Origin of the sequence: Streptomyces sp. F001 (assembly GCF_004187715.1) — a bacterium.
GTDB lineage: Bacteria > Actinomycetota > Actinomycetes > Streptomycetales > Streptomycetaceae > Streptomyces > Streptomyces flavusporus.
In genome coordinates, this window is sequence record NZ_QZWF01000011.1 from 179,879 (window position 1) to 194,352 (window position 14,474).

Below are 14,474 nucleotides of genomic sequence, written 5' to 3' on the forward strand. Positions count from 1 at the left end.
GCTTCGGGAGGTCTCTCACTGTCTTTCTCCTTGAACTCATGAGGTGCTGGGTGGTGCGCAGGGCACGCCGGTGCTCCCGCGGTCGACGAACTCGGGCGTGAGGAGCCGCAGAACGTGCGGCTCGTCCCTGGCCTGCGGGGTGACGATCCGGCGCACGAGCTGTCGTACGGCCATCTCCCCGAGGAGGTCGGGTGCGCTCTCGATGGAGGTGAAGGGCAGCGAGAAGGTGCGGGCGAACTCGTCGGAGTAGCGGCCGATGACCGACAGGTCCCGTGGTGTCTGAAGACCGCGGGCGTGCAGGACGGACGGCAGCGCCGCGGCGGCCGCCTCGTTGTTGAGCAGCAGGCCGGTCGCGGCCGGGTGGGCGTCCAGCAGCGCGTGCAGCGTCCGTCCGACCTCCGGCTGCCGCGACTCGCCGAAGACCGCGTGGAGTTCGATGCCGCGGGCCCGCGCCTGCTGCACCACCGCGTTCTGCAGCCGCCACACATAGGCGCCGCCGCGCTCGACGACGTGCTCGGGCTGGGAGACCAGGATCAGCTCGCGGTGCCGCAGCTGGTGCATGTGGTCGACCATCAGCCGGCCGGCCGCCTCGAAGTCGAGGTCGAAGACGTCCACGCCGGAGCAGTCCCCCGGCAGCCCGACCAGCGCCCCTGGCTGGGGCGCCGACCTGAGGAGCGGGAGCCGGGCGTCGTCCTGCGCGACGTTCAGCAGGACGACGCCGTCGACCATCCGGGAGCTGGTGATCCGGCGCAACGCGCGGGCGCCGTCGGTCTCCGTGACGAGCAGGGTGTCGTACCCCAGCTCGCGCGCGGTGTCGGAGACGCCCAGCATGTACTGGAGCATGGCCGGGGCGAACTCGTCCTCGTGGAACTGGGCGAGCAGGCCGAGGACCATCGTCTCCGCGGTGGCGAGGGCGCGGGCGCCGGCGTTGGGGGTGTAGCCCAGCTCCCGCGCCGCGTCCGCCACCCGCTGCCGCACTTCCGCGGAGATGGACCGCTTGCCCGACAGTGCGTACGAGGCGGTGCTGCGGGAAACCCCGGCGGCGCGCGCGATGTCGCCGATCGTGACCACTCTGACTCCCTTGTCCTTTCACTTCACGGCCGTGAGGGCGTTCACCTCACGGCCGTGGGGCCGTTCAACCTCACGGCCGTGGGGCCGAGAACCTGGCGACCGTGATCCTGTCGATCAGGGGCGCGTACTTCGAGCGCAGCAGGACGCCCGGGAACGTGTCCGACGCGTACGTCTCGCCGTCGAAGTTGGGCAGTTCCTCGGACCTGAAGGTGATGGCGTTGTCACCCTTCTCCAGGCGGACGGGGACGGTGAGTTCCCAGAAGTTGTTCTCGTGGAACGAGTGCGGGAACGTCACACGCTGCGGCTTGCCACCGCCCACCGTGATGTCCGCGTGCCGGACGAGGGGGTCGGGGTTGTAGTGCGTGGCCTCCGACTGCTCCGGGTTGGAGTAGCGGATGCGCAGCGCGTACAGGCCGGCCCGGTCGGCCGTGACGTGGAACGTCGCGGTGTTGCCGTTGCCGGGGGCGCCGCCGATGCCGGTGACGGCCGTGCCGTCGGTGGCCAGGGAGAGCGGGCTGAGCTTGGCCGAGCCTGCGAGCTCGGCGTCCTGAGCTTCGTACGTGCGCTCCGGCAGCGCGCCCTCGGTCGGTGTGACCGTGAGGCGGTCGACGAGGGTGGTGGACGAACCTCCGGTCATGGTCACCTTGTTGACGCCGCCCGAGAGGGAGACCGCCGCGCTGCTCCTGCCCTTGGCCAGGCGCAGGACGTCGTGGCCGTTGACGGAGAGCCGGGCGCCCGAGCCGGCGAGGGCGTCGACCTTGAGGGTGGCCTCGCGGTCGGCGGGCGAGTAGACCCAGAACGTGGCGGTCTGGCCCTTCGCGAGCCGAGCCGCGCCCGATCCGGTGGTCGCCGGCTTCGGCAGGTCGTAGACGGGGCGCGCCCCGCCGCCCAGCCAGGCCAGTTCACCTTCGTACACCTGGGTGCCGGCCGACGCCTCCGGCAGGGAGAGGGTCAGGCGGTCGACGATGGCGTCACCCTTGGTGGCACGCTTGCCGTCGAGGCTCTTCGCGGCGAGCGTGAGGGTGTGCTTGCCCTTGGTGAGCTTCACCTTGGTGTCGGTGTGGTCCCACACCACCCACTTGTAGCCGAGCGGCAGGTACAACTCCTGCTCGCTGTCCGCCTTGCCGTCCACACTCAGGAAGACGTTGGCCGGGCCCTGCTCCTTCACCTTGTCGAAGGTGTTGAGGGAGTTGGCGAAGACGCTCAGGTCGTACGTGCCGTCCTCGGGCACGTCCACGGTGAAGTCGAGCTCGACGTCCGAGCCGGTGCGCAGGCCGCCCACGTCGTAGCCGCCGGAGGTGTAGAACTTCGACACGTCGCGGGGCGAGCCCTCCGGACCGTTCTTCGAGTAGCCGGCCCCGGTGTGGGCGGCATCCTCCGCCTCGTACGAGCCCTGCCACCGCACGGGCGGGGACTGCGTGCCCGCCGCCTTTCCGGCCGGGCTGAGGACGATCTCGTACGCCGAGGACTCCTTCAGCTTCGGCAGCGCGCCGTCACCGAAGTCGACGACGACCTTGCCGTCGTCACCGACCTTCAGGTTCTGCTCCGAGAGCAGCTTCGGGCCGGAGTTGTCGCCGACCTGCCCGCTCCACTCGATCTCCCTCATCCAGGCGTGCACGCGGTCCCCGAAAAGGTTCTTCGGGACGTTGTCGAAGGTGATGTGACCCTTGCCGGTGGAGCCGCCGAAGATCAGCCGTGACTGCTTCTTCTTCTCGTCGAGCGTGGCGACGCCCTGCATGGTGTAGTTCTCGCCGGGGAACGGCGGGGTCACCTTCACCGTGTGCCCGCTCATCGAGGCGTACGAATTCAGCAGCCACCACTGGCCGTTGCCGCGGCCCGACTGCACCGCGGAGTCGGAGAGGTTGCCGTCGATGTTCCAGTACGCGATGTCGGCGTCCACCTTGGACTCCTCGATCGCGGACACCCACTGGATCATCTGGCCGGGGACCGAGGTGTGGTAGTTGAAGGCGTACTCGTTGATATTGACGGGGAGTTGGGTGCCCTCACGGTCGGTGCCCTTGAACAGGTCCTTCTCCCACGCCCGGTACGTGGCGACGCTCTCGCGCACCGCCTCCGGGTGGCTCAGCTCGTGCCAGGTGATGACGTCCGGGAGGGTGCCGGCGGCCAGGGTGTGGATGAGGAAGCCCTTGACCTGGTCGTAGAGGATGCTGGTGTTGGGGCCGGCGATGCGGGCCTCGGGCATCTTGCTCTTGATGAGCTGGTAGAAGTCGTCCCAGGCGGCGAAGTAGTCGTCCGGGTCGTTGAGCCAGCTGACCTTGTTGTAGCTCCACTCGCCGGTGCCGAACATGTTGCCCTCGGGCTCGTTGAACGGCACGAAGACGATGTTGTCCTGGTACTCCTTCGGCAGCTTCAGGACCTGGTCGACCTGCTTGTCGATCTTCTCCCGGTAGAGCTTGAGCTTCTCCTCGGGAGTGTCGCCCGGCCACTGGTACGGGAAGCCGCGGTGGATGTCCGTCATGTAGATGTACACGTCACCGTTGGTGGAGTCGGCCAGCGGCTTGACCACCTCCAGCGCGTCGGCACCGGGGTGCTGCGGGCCGTCCTGCGCCTTGGTGGAGACCGTGCGCAGGCCCATGCCCTCGATGAGGTTGTTGGTGGGGACGTCCGGCCCGTACACGCCGTACAGGGTGCCGGAGGCGCCGCCGTGGAACTTGCCGGTGTCCGAGCCGAGGTCGACGTTGAGCTGCCCCTCGCGGACCACGGTGACCGTCGCCTGCACGGCACGCCCGGCCGCTGTTCCCGCCACGGTGAACGTGCCCGTCCGGGCATATTTCTCGGGCGGTACGGCGTCCCAGGTGATCGGAGTGTCGCGGTCGTAGCCGTCGGAGAAGGAGGAGCGGACGGCGGCGGGGAGGGACGGGGCGGTTCCGGTCGTGGTGCGGGCCTCGAAGGACGTCCGCGAGAGCTGCTGGAGGGTGGGAACGTTCCCGGCCATGTCGGCCACCTGTTCTGAGCTGAGCGCCGAATGCCACACGGTGAAGTCGTCGACCGCGCCCTTGAGCAGCGGATCCGGCCAGAACGACTTGCCGATGTAGCCGGCGGCCGTGGCCGAACTGGCCAGCAGATCCCGGGCCTTGATGCCGGTCTCGGCGGAGGAGACCGGCACGCCGTCGAGGTAGGTGGTGAGCCGGCGGGCGGAGCTGTCGAGGGTGACGGTGACGGTCCGCCACTCGTTCGCGGGAAGCATCGCGTAGCCGTTGACCTGTGCCTCCGCGTTCCCTCCGCCGGTGGTCGCGGCGGTGCGCAGCACCCCGTTTCCGCTGTAGGGGGTGGTGAAGAGGTACTTGGTGGTGTCGGTGCCCAGGTCGAAGATCCGCTGCCAGGACGACTTGTCGCCGCTCCACTTCACGCGCGCGGAGACCGTCAGGTCGGTTGCGGAGCCGACCGCTTCGCGGGGCAGACGGACGTACGCGCCGTCGGAGGTGGGCGCCCCGCCGGGCAGGTCCAGCGCCGAGCCGCCGTCCGCGCCGCCGACCAGGGCGGCGGTGGAGCCGTTGACGAGAGAGCCGTCGAGCCCGTTGCCGGAGCTGTCGGTGACCTTCCCCGAGCTCAGGTCGTCGGCGTCGAAGGTGTAGTGCAGCTTCGGCGCCGGCAGTTCGGCGGCGGTCGCGGCCGGCACCGTCAGGCCCGTGGCCAGCAGGCCGGCGCCCAGTGCGGTGACGACCAGCGCGCGTGGGCCCGGGCGCGCCCGTCTTGCTCTCGATTGCACCATCGGTTGCAGCTCCTGTGAGTCGATACGTGGTCTGTCGAACCGGTTCGACGCCGCTCGCTGCCGCCCTCTTTCGAACCGGTTCGACAACGAGGCCGCCGTCACTCTCCTTGCTGTGTGGCGCCATGGTGATACGCGACGCCGCCGACGTTCGAAATAGCGAACGCCATGCGGGATTTCGCCTCGGCGAGGATGGCTTCACTCCGGGCGTGGCGTCAACACCCGTGACACACACCGGTCATGGCGTTCTTACGGAGAACGCGTACGTCAGCCCGTGGGGGGCTGTTCCCCCGGGGCCGTGAGCAGCGTCAGATGGGCCAGATCTCCCGGTGGAGGCGTCGTCACCGACCACAGCGGGGCGGGGGTTCCGTCGGCGACCGCGGCAGGGGCGTCGGTCAGCCTCATCCGCTCGCGCAGCCGGCCGTAGAAGTCCATCCGCCCCAGCCGGACGGCCCGCAGTCGGTGCGGGGCGGCGTACACGCCGATCCAGTCCCCAGGGTTGAGTACCCCCCGCACCTGACCGTCGATGCTGACCGCGGCCTGTCCCGACCGTTCGAGCACGCGCAGGCCGATCGGCTCGTCGGGGGCCGTGACGACCGAGCGGTTGAACGCCATGTGCGGGGCGACCGGTGTGAAGACCAGGGCGTCCGCCCGGGGCGAGACGACGGGTCCGCCGGCGGCGAAGCTGTAGGCGGTCGAGCCCGTGGGCGTGGCGACCAGCAGGGCGTCGGCGGAGTAGGACGCCAGGAGCCGACCGGAGACGTAGACACCGACCGACACCTGGCGGTCCCTGGAGAGCTTCTCCAGTACGACGTCGTTGAGCGCGGTGACGTTCAGGGGGATGCCCCACTCGGCGTCGACCTGGCAGTCGGGGAGCACCTGCGGAGACGGCAGGAGCGGCCCGCGGCCGTACTGCATCAGGGCCTCCATGCTCGCCGGCACTTGCAGACGGCAGGAGGCGCGCAGGGTGAGCAGCATACGGCTGTCGATCTGGAACCGGTCTTCCCGCACCGCGTCCAGCGCCGAGCGCACCGTGGCGGCGGAGACCTCCGTCAGGAAACCGACCCTGCCCAGGTCGACCCCGAGGACCAGGGCGTCGTGCTCGGCGGCCAGCCGGGCGCCGCGCAGAAAAGTGCCGTCGCCGCCCAGGGTGACGATGAGGTCGGGATCGCCCGCGGCTTCGACCTCCTCCTGGGCACTGCGCCGCCGTCCCTCGTCCCAGACATCGATGTCCGTGCACCGTACGGCGTGCTCCTCGCACCACGCCCGGACCGCCCGGGCCGCCTCCACGGCCTCCGCACGCCCACCGTGCACGACCAGGCCGAGCCGGCTCACCGTCATCTCTGCCTCCTCGACGTCACGTCACTCGCTCGGGCACGGGGACGTCACATCGAGTCGATCACAACATCGCACTCCATGCGCGGTCGTGCGGCACATGGATGCCCTCTCCGGGGGACCTGCCGTCATCCTCCGTTCATACGACCTTTGTTGTGACATGTACTGACTAAGTCGAAGAATGGCGCCATGAGCGAATCCGAGCAGCCCCACCACCATCACGGCGCCCGCGGCATCGTCGAGCGGATCACCGAGCACCACGAGCAGGCCGTAAGGCGCCGCGAGGAGGAGGCCCTCGCCGAGGCCGCCGGGAGCGCCGCTTTCGATCTCGGCGCCGACATCGCGCTGCCCACGGCGGGGCACGGCCCCGTGGGCTACGACATCGAAGCAGACCTCGGCACCGACAAGGAGCCCCCGGAGCTCCGTTCCTAGGGGCTCCTCAAGGGAGGAGGGGCGGCCGGTCAGGCACGGACCAGGGGTGTGTCGACCAGGTGCTCGGCCAGGAACCACGCCTGCAGTTCGCCGGTCCGGATCACCTGGGAGACCAGCAGGTCGTTGGTGCCGTCGTCGCCCAGCTCGCCGGTGCGGGACGCCGCGTCATGGACGTCCGCGAGGATCGTCTCGTGGGCCTCCAGCAGCCGGGACAGCATGGCGGGCACCTCCTCCACGCCGTCCGGCGGGCGCGGAATCGACGTGATCTCCGCGACGTGCCGGGGATCTCCCACCGCGACACCGCCGAGGGTCTGGACCCGCTCGGCGAGGGCGTCGACGAGGGCGAGCTGTTCCCCCGCGTGCTTGTCCAGCACCAGGTGCAGTTGGTAGAAGGTCGCCCCGCGCATCAGCCAGTGGTGCTTCTTGTACAGGCCGTAGAGGATCTGCGTGTCCGCCAGGACCTTGTTCAGCCGCTGGCAGGAGTACATGCGTGTCTCGTAGGACAGGCCGAGCGGGAACTGCTTGACGGTTCCGAACTCCTGGATGATCTCGCCCTTCTGATGCAGCCACGGCTGGCTGCTCACGTGCGGGGAGCTGGTGGTCATGGGTCCGCCTCCTGCGGTTCGGGGATTCGTCGTACGTCGGTGGCCGTGCGGACGTGATCGGCGATCGCGTCCGCACGGCCAGGGGTGGCGCGCGGTCAGCTCGTCGCGCGCACCGCGTCGAGGATCACGTCGGCGGTCTTCTTCGGCTGGGAGACCGCGACGGCGTGCGAGGCGCCCTCGATCTCGACGACGGTGGCCCCGGCCCGCTTCGCGCCGAAGCGCTGGACCTCGGCGTCGATGGCCTGGTCGGCACCGGCCACGACCGCCCAGGACGGCTTGGTCTTCCACGCCGCCGCAGCCGCCGTCTCGGTGAAGGCCGAGGCGGCGAGCGGACGCTGCGCCACCGCGAGCACCTTGGTGACCGCCTCGGGGACGTCGGCCGCGAAGATGCCGGGGAACGCCTCGGGGGTGATGGTGACCTCGACGGCCGGGTCCGCGCCCTCGACGGGGTACGTGGCCTGCTTGAGGTTGCTGACCAGCGGTGAGTCGGGGAACCGGCCCTGCAGCTCGCCGAGGCTCTCGTCCTCCTCCAGGACGTAGGCCGCGACGTAGACCAGCCCGACGACGTTCTCCGTGACACCGGCCACGGTGATCAGCGCACCGCCGTAGGAGTGGCCGACCAGGACGACGGGCCCGTCGATCTGGGCGGCGACGGAGGCGATATAGGCGGCGTCGGACGCCAGGCCCCGCAGCGGGTTGGGCGGAGCCACCACGGGAACGCCCTCCTTCTGCAGTTCCTCGATGACCCCGGTCCAGCTCGCCGCGTCGGCGAACGCGCCGTGGACGAGGACCACCGTGGGTGTGGACGTGCTCATGTCTGTGTCTCCTCGGATGCTCGGAACGGCCGGCTTCAGGCCGTGTGCAGCGCGGCGCGCAGGGTGGTGACGGCCATGGTGATGGCGGCTTCGGCGGCGTGGGTCCCGCGCAGGGCGTTGAGCATCACGAAGTCGTGGATGATGCCCTGGAAGCGCACCGCGGTGACCGGGACGCCGGCCTCGCGCAGCTTGTTCGCGTACGCCTCGCCCTCGTCCCGCAGCACGTCCGCCTCGCCGGTGATGACCAGGGCCGGGGGCAGGCCCGTGAGCTGGTCGGTGGTGGCGCGCAGCGGCGACGCGGTGATCTGGGCGCGCTCGCTCTCGTCGGTCGTGTACTGGTCCCAGAACCACTGCATGCCGTCGCGGCGCAGGAAGTAGCCTTCTGCGAACTGGTGGTACGAACCGGTGTCGAAGGCGGCGTCCGTGACCGGGTAGAACAGCACCTGCTGCACCAGCGGGACGTCACCGCGCTCCTTGGCCATCAGGGTCAGCGCGGCGGTCATGTTGCCGCCCACGGAGTCGCCGGCGACGGCCAGCCGGGAGCCGTCGAGCCCCTTGCTCGCACCCTGCCGGACGACCCACTGGGCGACGGCGTAGTTCTGCTCGATGGCGACGGGGTAGCGGGCCTCGGGAGAGAGGTCGTATTCGGGGAAGACCACGGCGGCGTCGGCGCCGACGGCGAGTTCCCGGACCAGGCGGTCATGGGTGTGGGCGTTGCCGAACACCCAGCCCGCGCCGTGGATGTAGAGGATCACCGGCAGGGTGTCCGCGGCGCCGGCGGGCTTGACGATGCGGGCCCGGACGCTGCCCGTCGGACCGCCCTCGACGGTGATCCACTCCTCGTCGGTCTCCGGCTTCTCGATCGGGCCGGACTGCACCTCGTCGACGGCCTTGCGCCCCTCCGCCGGGGGCAGGTCGAACAGGTACGGGGGGTTGGCTGTGGCCTCCGCGAAGGCGGCTGCCGCGGGTTCCAGTACCGGCTGGACCGGCTCGACGGCATCGGACATGTGTGTGTCTCCTGGTGTCTCGTGCGCTACGCCGGGCTTTCCGGCGGGAAACGACCCCGGGCCGTGCGCAGAGCACCCCGGTGCCGCCGCTCGCCACGCTAAATCCGCCGGGCGGTGGGGAATTGTCCGCCAGCGCACCACGGCTGGTCCCACAACGCACGGAAATCCTTCCGCCGGTCCGGGTAACGGCGGTGAGGGGGACTTGAGGGGGACGGCCTGTGCGCTCTGAGGACGAATCGAGTGCACGGACAGGACACAGAAGTCCCTTTTTCCGGGGCAGGCTGAGTGCCGGTGGGAAACCGAATTCCTACGTCCCCAAGTTCTTACATTCCCAAGGGAGTTGCGAAAGGTGTCACCCATACCCGTCGGCGGGCTGGTTCCCCGAGCCGTCGACGATGCCGCGGAACTCGTGGTCCGCAACGCGAAGATCCACACCGGTGACCCGCACCGCCCGCAGGCCGAGGCGCTCGCCGTGCGCGCCGGCGTCATCACGGTCGTCGGGGACGACAAGGACATGGCCCCGCACATCGGCCCGGCCACGAAGGTGGTCGACGCACTCGGCCGCCGGATGGTGCCCGGCCTCAACGACGCCCACCTGCATGTGATCCGGGGCGGCCTGAACTACGTACTGGAACTGCGCTGGGACGGCGTTCCCACGCTGCGGCAGGGCCTGGCGATGCTGCGTGAGCAGGCGGCCCGGACCCCGAAGGGCCAGTGGGTGCGGGTGGTGGGCGGCTGGTCGGCCGAGCAGTTCACCGAACGGCGGCTGCCGACCGTCGCCGAACTGAACGCCGCAGCCCCGGACACGCCCGTGTTCGTCCTGCACCTGTACCAGTCGGCCGTGCTCAACCGGGCGGCGCTCAAGGCGGCCGGATTCACGAAGGACACCCCCGATCCCAAGGGCGGCCAGATCGTGCGCGGCCGGGACGGGGAGCCGACGGGCATGCTGCTGGCCGCGCCCAGCGCGCTCATCCTGTACTCGACGCTGGCCAAGGCGCCGGTGCTGGACGGCGAGCACCGGAAGACCTCGACCCGGCATTTCCTGCGCGAACTCAACCGGTTCGGACTGACCTCGGCCATCGACGCCGCCGGCGGATTCCAGAACTTCCCCGACAACTACAGCACCGTCATCGAACTGGCCGAGGCCGGCGAGTTGTCGCTGCGTATCGCCTATCACCTTTTCCCGCAGACGCCCGGCCAGGAGATCGACGACCTCGCCCGCTGGATCGAAATGGCCCGCCCCGAGGACGGGGACGCATGGCTGCGCCTCAACGGCGCGGGCGAGAACCTCACCTGGGCGGCAGCGGATTTCGAGAACTTCACGCAGCCCCGTCCGGAACTCACCCCCGACTACGAGGCGGAGTTCGAGAAGGCGGTACGCCTCCTCATGGAGAACGGCTGGGGATTCCGGCTGCACGCCACGTATGACGAGACCATTCGCCGCGATCTCGCGGTCTTCGAGAAGCTCGCCGCGGAAGGGCTTTTCCCGGCCGGAAACCGCTGGCTCTTCGACCACGCGGAAACCGTGTCCGCGGACAGCCTCGACCGTATCGCCGCGCTCGGCGGGGCGATGTCCGTGCAGAACCGGCTGTCCTTCCAGGGCGAGGCGTTCCTGCGCCGCTACGGACCCGGCGCCGCCGCGGACGCCCCGCCGATCCGGGCCATGCTGGAGCGCGGACTGACCGTCGGCGGCGGCACGGACGCCACCCGGGTCTCCACGTACAACCCGTGGGTGGCCCTGCACTGGCTGGTCAGCGGCCGCACCGCCGGCGATCTCGCCCTGCGTCCGCCGGAGAACCGCGTCGACCGGCAGACCGCACTGGCGATGTTCACCCGCGCGGGCGCCGCGCTGACCGGCGAGGAGGACGTCAAGGGCGTCCTGCGCCCCGGCTGCTACGCCGACCTGGCGGTCCTGTCGGACGACTACTTCACGGTCGCGGAGCCGGACATCGCGCACATCGAGTCCCTGCTGACGGTCACCGGCGGGCGGATCGTGTACGCCGCCGCCGAGTACGAGGGCCTCGACGAGGAACTGCCTCCCGTCAGCCCCGAGTGGAGCCCCGTGGCCCACTTCGGCGGCTACCAGGCCACCCCCGGGACGGGGACGACCGGCGCCCGCCAGGCCGAACTGCTCGGCGAGGCGATCGCCGAGTCGGAGCGGCACCGTCAGTGGCGCGCCCGGCGCGGCCTCACCCCCGAGACCGCCGTCCCGCCGACGGATCCCTGCTTCGTTCTCTGACTCCTGCGAACTCCCGGCAGGGGCCGGGCACTTGGGCCGCCCCGGCCGGGACACCACCCCGAGCTCCGTCCACCGGACGGTTCTTCAACGCGGCGCGGGCAGCCGTCCGCACCGGCACTCACACCGAAAGGCTCACTTCTCATGGTCGACATCGCCGAGGTCACCGCGGCTCCCAGCCCCGACCTGCTGACCCCCGACAACTGCGCGGTGCTGTTCGTGGACCACCAGCCGCAGATGTTCTTCGGCACCGGCAGCGGCGACCGCTCCGCGATCATCAACTCCACCGTGGGCCTGGCCAAGGCCGCCAGGACGTTCGACGTCCCGGTCGTGCTGAGCACCGTGGCCGCCGAGTCCTTCTCCGGCCCGATCATGCCCCAGCTGGCCGCGGTCTTCCCCGACCAGAAGATCATCGACCGTTCCACCATGAACGCCTGGGAGGACGTCGCCTTCGTCGAGGCCGTCAAGGCGACCGGGCGCAAGAAGCTCGTCATCGCCGGCCTGTGGACCGAGGTCTGCGTCGTCCTGCCCACGCTGTCCGCGATCGCCCAGGGCTACGAGGTGTACGTGGTCACCGACGCGTCCGGCGGTGTCAGCCCGCAGGCCCACGAGCACGCCGTGCAGCGCATGATCCAGGGCGGTGCGATACCGGTGACGTGGGTGCAGGTGCTGCTGGAGCTCCAGCGGGACTGGGCCCGTACGGAGACTTACGGGCCCGTCACCGACGTGGTGAAGGAGCACGGCGGGGCGTACGGCCTCGGCATCGTCTACGCCCAGGCCGTCATCGGCGCCCACGCCGCCGGCTGACGCACGGCACACGACGGAACGTCAGGAACAGGCAGGAACACGATGGATGCTGGACTGCTGGTCCTCCGGCTGGTGGTGGGGCTGCTCATCGCCGGTCACGGCGTGCAGAAGGTGAGTCACCTCCTTGGAGGCAACGGACTGGCGGGCGGGACCGAGGAGTTCCGCCGCGACGGATTCCGCGGCGGCCTGCTGACCGCGATCGCCGCGGGCGGCAGTCAGATCGGCGCCGGCCTGTTTCTGACGGCCGGGCTGCTGACACCCCTGGCGGCGATGGCCGCGATGGGCGTGATGACGGTCGCCGGCACCGTCAAGTGGCCCAAGGGGCTGTGGGTGCAGAACGACGGTTACGAGTACCCCCTGGTCCTCGTCGTCGTCTGCGCCGCTCTGGCCCTGACCGGGCCGGGCCGCTGGTCCATGGACGACGCGCTCGGCCTGATGCCCTGGCCGGTGTGGCTCGCGGTGGCCGCGATCCTGGTAGGACCGCTGAGCGGCCTGCTCACCCGCGCGGTGCTGCACCGTCCGGCCGCCGCACTGGAAGGGAACCGGTATGCGCGCGCTGCTGACTGACGCCTTCCGCACGATCGTGCCGCGCGCGGGCGACCGGCACGGACCGCTGCCTCCGCTGATGCTGGCCCTGACCGTGGTGACCGGCGTGGTCGACGCGGTGAGCTACCTGGCCCTCGGGCACGTCTTCGTGGCCAACATGACCGGCAATGTGGTCTTCCTGGGCTTCGCTCTGGCGGGCGCCGACGGTCTGTCCGCACCCGCCTCCGTCGTCTCGCTCGTGGCGTTCCTGCTCGGCGCGCTCGCGGGCGGACGGCTGGGCACGCGGTTCGCCGCCCACCGCGGCCACCTGCTGGGGGCGGCCACGGCCCTCCAGACGGTGCTGGTCGCCGTGACCCTGGTCGTCGCCGCGGTGACGGACGGCAGGGTCGGTACCGGCGTCCAGTACACCCTGATCGTGTTTCTGGGCATCGCCATGGGCCTGCAGAACGCGGTCGCCCGGCGCCTGGGCGTCCCGGACCTCACCACCACCGTCCTGACGCTGACCCTGACGGGGCTGGCCGCGGACTCCCACCCGGCCGGCGGCGCGGCACCCCGGCCCGGGCGCCGGATCGTGTCCGTGCTGGCCATGTTCCTCGGGGCGCTGGTCGGCGGCCTGCTCGTGGTGCACGACCATCTGGTCCTCGCGCTGGGTCTGACGCTGCTGCTGATCGCGGTCACCTCGGTGATCGCCTACCGCCTCTCGGCCTCCGGTCCCGCCTGGACCCGGCCTCCGTCCTGAGGCGCGGGCGCCGCCGGTTGCGGGGCGCACCGGTCCGCGATGTCCCGTCCGTCACGGTCGATCCGCTCGGCCGTGACGGCTCCGTCGTACCCGGCCCGGCGGATCAGCGCCGGTCGGCCCGCGCGGCCCGGCCTGCTGTGTCCCGCCACTCGCTGGGAGACATGCCGTAGGCGGCGCGGAAGACCCTGCTGAAGTGCGCGGCGCTCAGGAAGCCCCAGCGGTTGGCGATCGCCGCGATGGTCCGGTGTCCCCGGGTGTGCAGCATGAGTTCACGTCGGCACTCCTCGAGTCGGCGGCGCTGGATCCACCGGCCGACCGTCGTGCCCTCGTCCTTGAACAGCTTGTGCAGGTACCGGACGGATATGTAGTGGGCGCCGGCGATCGTCTCCGGTGCCAGATCGGGGTCCGCCAGATGCAGCTCCACGTACTCCCGGATCCGCGTCATCAGCGGTGACGGGGCGTCGGGTGTGCCCGGCCCGTCCCCGCCCAGCTGCTCCACGGCGAGGACGGCCAGGAGGTTCACGGCGTTCCGGGCGAGCATCTCGCCGACCGGAGGGCGGGACGCGGCGGCGGTGTCGGCGAGGTCGGACAGGAACGGCGACAGCAGGGCGCCCAGGCGGGAGGTGCGGGCCACCGGCGTGCTCGTGAGCCGGTGTACGTCGGACTCCTCCAGCCCGAGCGATTCGCGCGACACGAGGAACACCTTGGTGCGGAACCGCTCCGGGAAGTCCAGCGTCGTCGGGTGGTGGAGGTCGTAGAAGCAGATGTCTCCCGGGCTGAGGGAGACGTCCACAGGTTCCTGCGGGGTGGGTGTGCCGTGGCCGCCGCGAATGCCCACGAAGAGATACTCGCCGCCGGCCCGGGCGGTCAGCCGGAGCGGCCGCCGGGCCGGGCGGGGATCGTCGCCTGCCGGGCCGGGCGACGGGTGCGGTCGCTTCTCCCTGGGCAGGTCCGTGGCCGACGCGTCGGTGACGACGATGTCGAGGCCCCCGGGCATCCGGCACATCATGTCCTGCCTGGCCTGCCTGTCCTGCCGCAGCGGCGTCCGCCGTGGCGCGCCCGTCTCCTCGTCCCGAGCCTCGATGGTGCTGGTATGGGACATCATCCGCCGTCGCCTCCGAGGCCAGCCGAAACCGTCTGTGCGTGAAGCA

Annotated in this window: 12 protein-coding genes; 5 read left to right on the forward strand and 7 right to left on the reverse strand. The window is 70.6% G+C overall.

Annotated elements, in window-relative coordinates; all coding sequences use genetic code 11:
• Positions 1–36: 36 nt before the first annotated feature.
• The 3 genes from StrepF001_RS30890 to StrepF001_RS30900 form a co-directional block, all read right to left on the reverse strand.
• The gene (locus tag StrepF001_RS30890) at positions 37–1,071 is read right to left on the reverse strand and encodes a LacI family DNA-binding transcriptional regulator (protein ID WP_129801494.1); all 1,035 of its coding nucleotides are present in this window, start codon (positions 1,069–1,071) and stop codon (positions 37–39) included.
• Positions 1,072–1,141: 70 nt separating this feature from the next.
• Complete coding sequence (locus StrepF001_RS30895; protein WP_129801495.1) at positions 1,142–4,804, reverse strand: LamG-like jellyroll fold domain-containing protein; 3,663 nt, start codon at positions 4,802–4,804, stop codon at positions 1,142–1,144.
• Positions 4,805–5,068: 264 nt separating this feature from the next.
• Positions 5,069–6,142: an NAD(+)/NADH kinase gene (locus StrepF001_RS30900; RefSeq protein ID WP_129801496.1), complete on the reverse strand. Its 1,074-nt coding sequence runs from the start codon at positions 6,140–6,142 to the stop codon at positions 5,069–5,071.
• 183 nt (positions 6,143–6,325) lie between these two features.
• On the opposite strand from StrepF001_RS30900, the gene StrepF001_RS30905 reads away from it, so the two are divergent.
• Positions 6,326–6,568: a hypothetical protein gene (locus tag StrepF001_RS30905; RefSeq protein ID WP_129801497.1), complete on the forward strand. Its 243-nt coding sequence runs from the start codon at positions 6,326–6,328 to the stop codon at positions 6,566–6,568.
• A 29-nt stretch (positions 6,569–6,597) separates the two neighbouring features.
• Here StrepF001_RS30905 and StrepF001_RS30910 read toward each other — a convergent pair whose 3' ends face one another.
• The 3 genes from StrepF001_RS30910 to StrepF001_RS30920 form a co-directional block, all read right to left on the reverse strand.
• Complete coding sequence (locus tag StrepF001_RS30910; protein WP_129801498.1) at positions 6,598–7,173, reverse strand: DNA starvation/stationary phase protection protein; 576 nt, start codon at positions 7,171–7,173, stop codon at positions 6,598–6,600.
• 95 nt (positions 7,174–7,268) lie between these two features.
• Positions 7,269–7,988: an alpha/beta hydrolase gene (locus StrepF001_RS30915; protein WP_129801499.1), complete on the reverse strand. Its 720-nt coding sequence runs from the start codon at positions 7,986–7,988 to the stop codon at positions 7,269–7,271.
• Positions 7,989–8,023: 35 nt separating this feature from the next.
• Positions 8,024–8,995, reverse strand: coding sequence for an alpha/beta hydrolase (locus tag StrepF001_RS30920; protein WP_129801500.1), 972 nt, complete (start codon positions 8,993–8,995; stop codon positions 8,024–8,026).
• Between the two features lie 349 nt (positions 8,996–9,344).
• On the opposite strand from StrepF001_RS30920, the gene StrepF001_RS30925 reads away from it, so the two are divergent.
• The 4 genes from StrepF001_RS30925 to StrepF001_RS30940 all read left to right on the forward strand — a co-directional run bounded on the left by StrepF001_RS30925 (position 9,345) and on the right by StrepF001_RS30940 (position 13,323).
• Complete coding sequence (locus StrepF001_RS30925) at positions 9,345–11,234, forward strand: amidohydrolase (RefSeq protein ID WP_129801501.1); 1,890 nt, start codon at positions 9,345–9,347, stop codon at positions 11,232–11,234.
• A gap of 141 nt (positions 11,235–11,375) precedes the next feature.
• Positions 11,376–12,038 (forward strand): hydrolase, encoded by a 663-nt coding sequence (locus tag StrepF001_RS30930; RefSeq protein WP_129801502.1) that lies wholly within the window; start codon positions 11,376–11,378, stop codon positions 12,036–12,038.
• Positions 12,039–12,080: 42 nt separating this feature from the next.
• Complete coding sequence (locus tag StrepF001_RS30935) at positions 12,081–12,605, forward strand: DoxX family protein (protein ID WP_129801503.1); 525 nt, start codon at positions 12,081–12,083, stop codon at positions 12,603–12,605.
• Complete coding sequence (locus StrepF001_RS30940) at positions 12,586–13,323, forward strand: YoaK family protein (RefSeq protein WP_129801504.1); 738 nt, start codon at positions 12,586–12,588, stop codon at positions 13,321–13,323. The genes StrepF001_RS30935 and StrepF001_RS30940 overlap by 20 nt, the downstream gene beginning before the upstream one ends.
• Before the next feature lie 103 nt (positions 13,324–13,426).
• Here StrepF001_RS30940 and StrepF001_RS30945 read toward each other — a convergent pair whose 3' ends face one another.
• Entirely contained in the window at positions 13,427–14,428 is a 1,002-nt protein-coding gene (locus StrepF001_RS30945) for a helix-turn-helix domain-containing protein (RefSeq protein ID WP_240797754.1), read from the reverse strand.
• Positions 14,429–14,474: the final 46 nt, after the last annotated feature.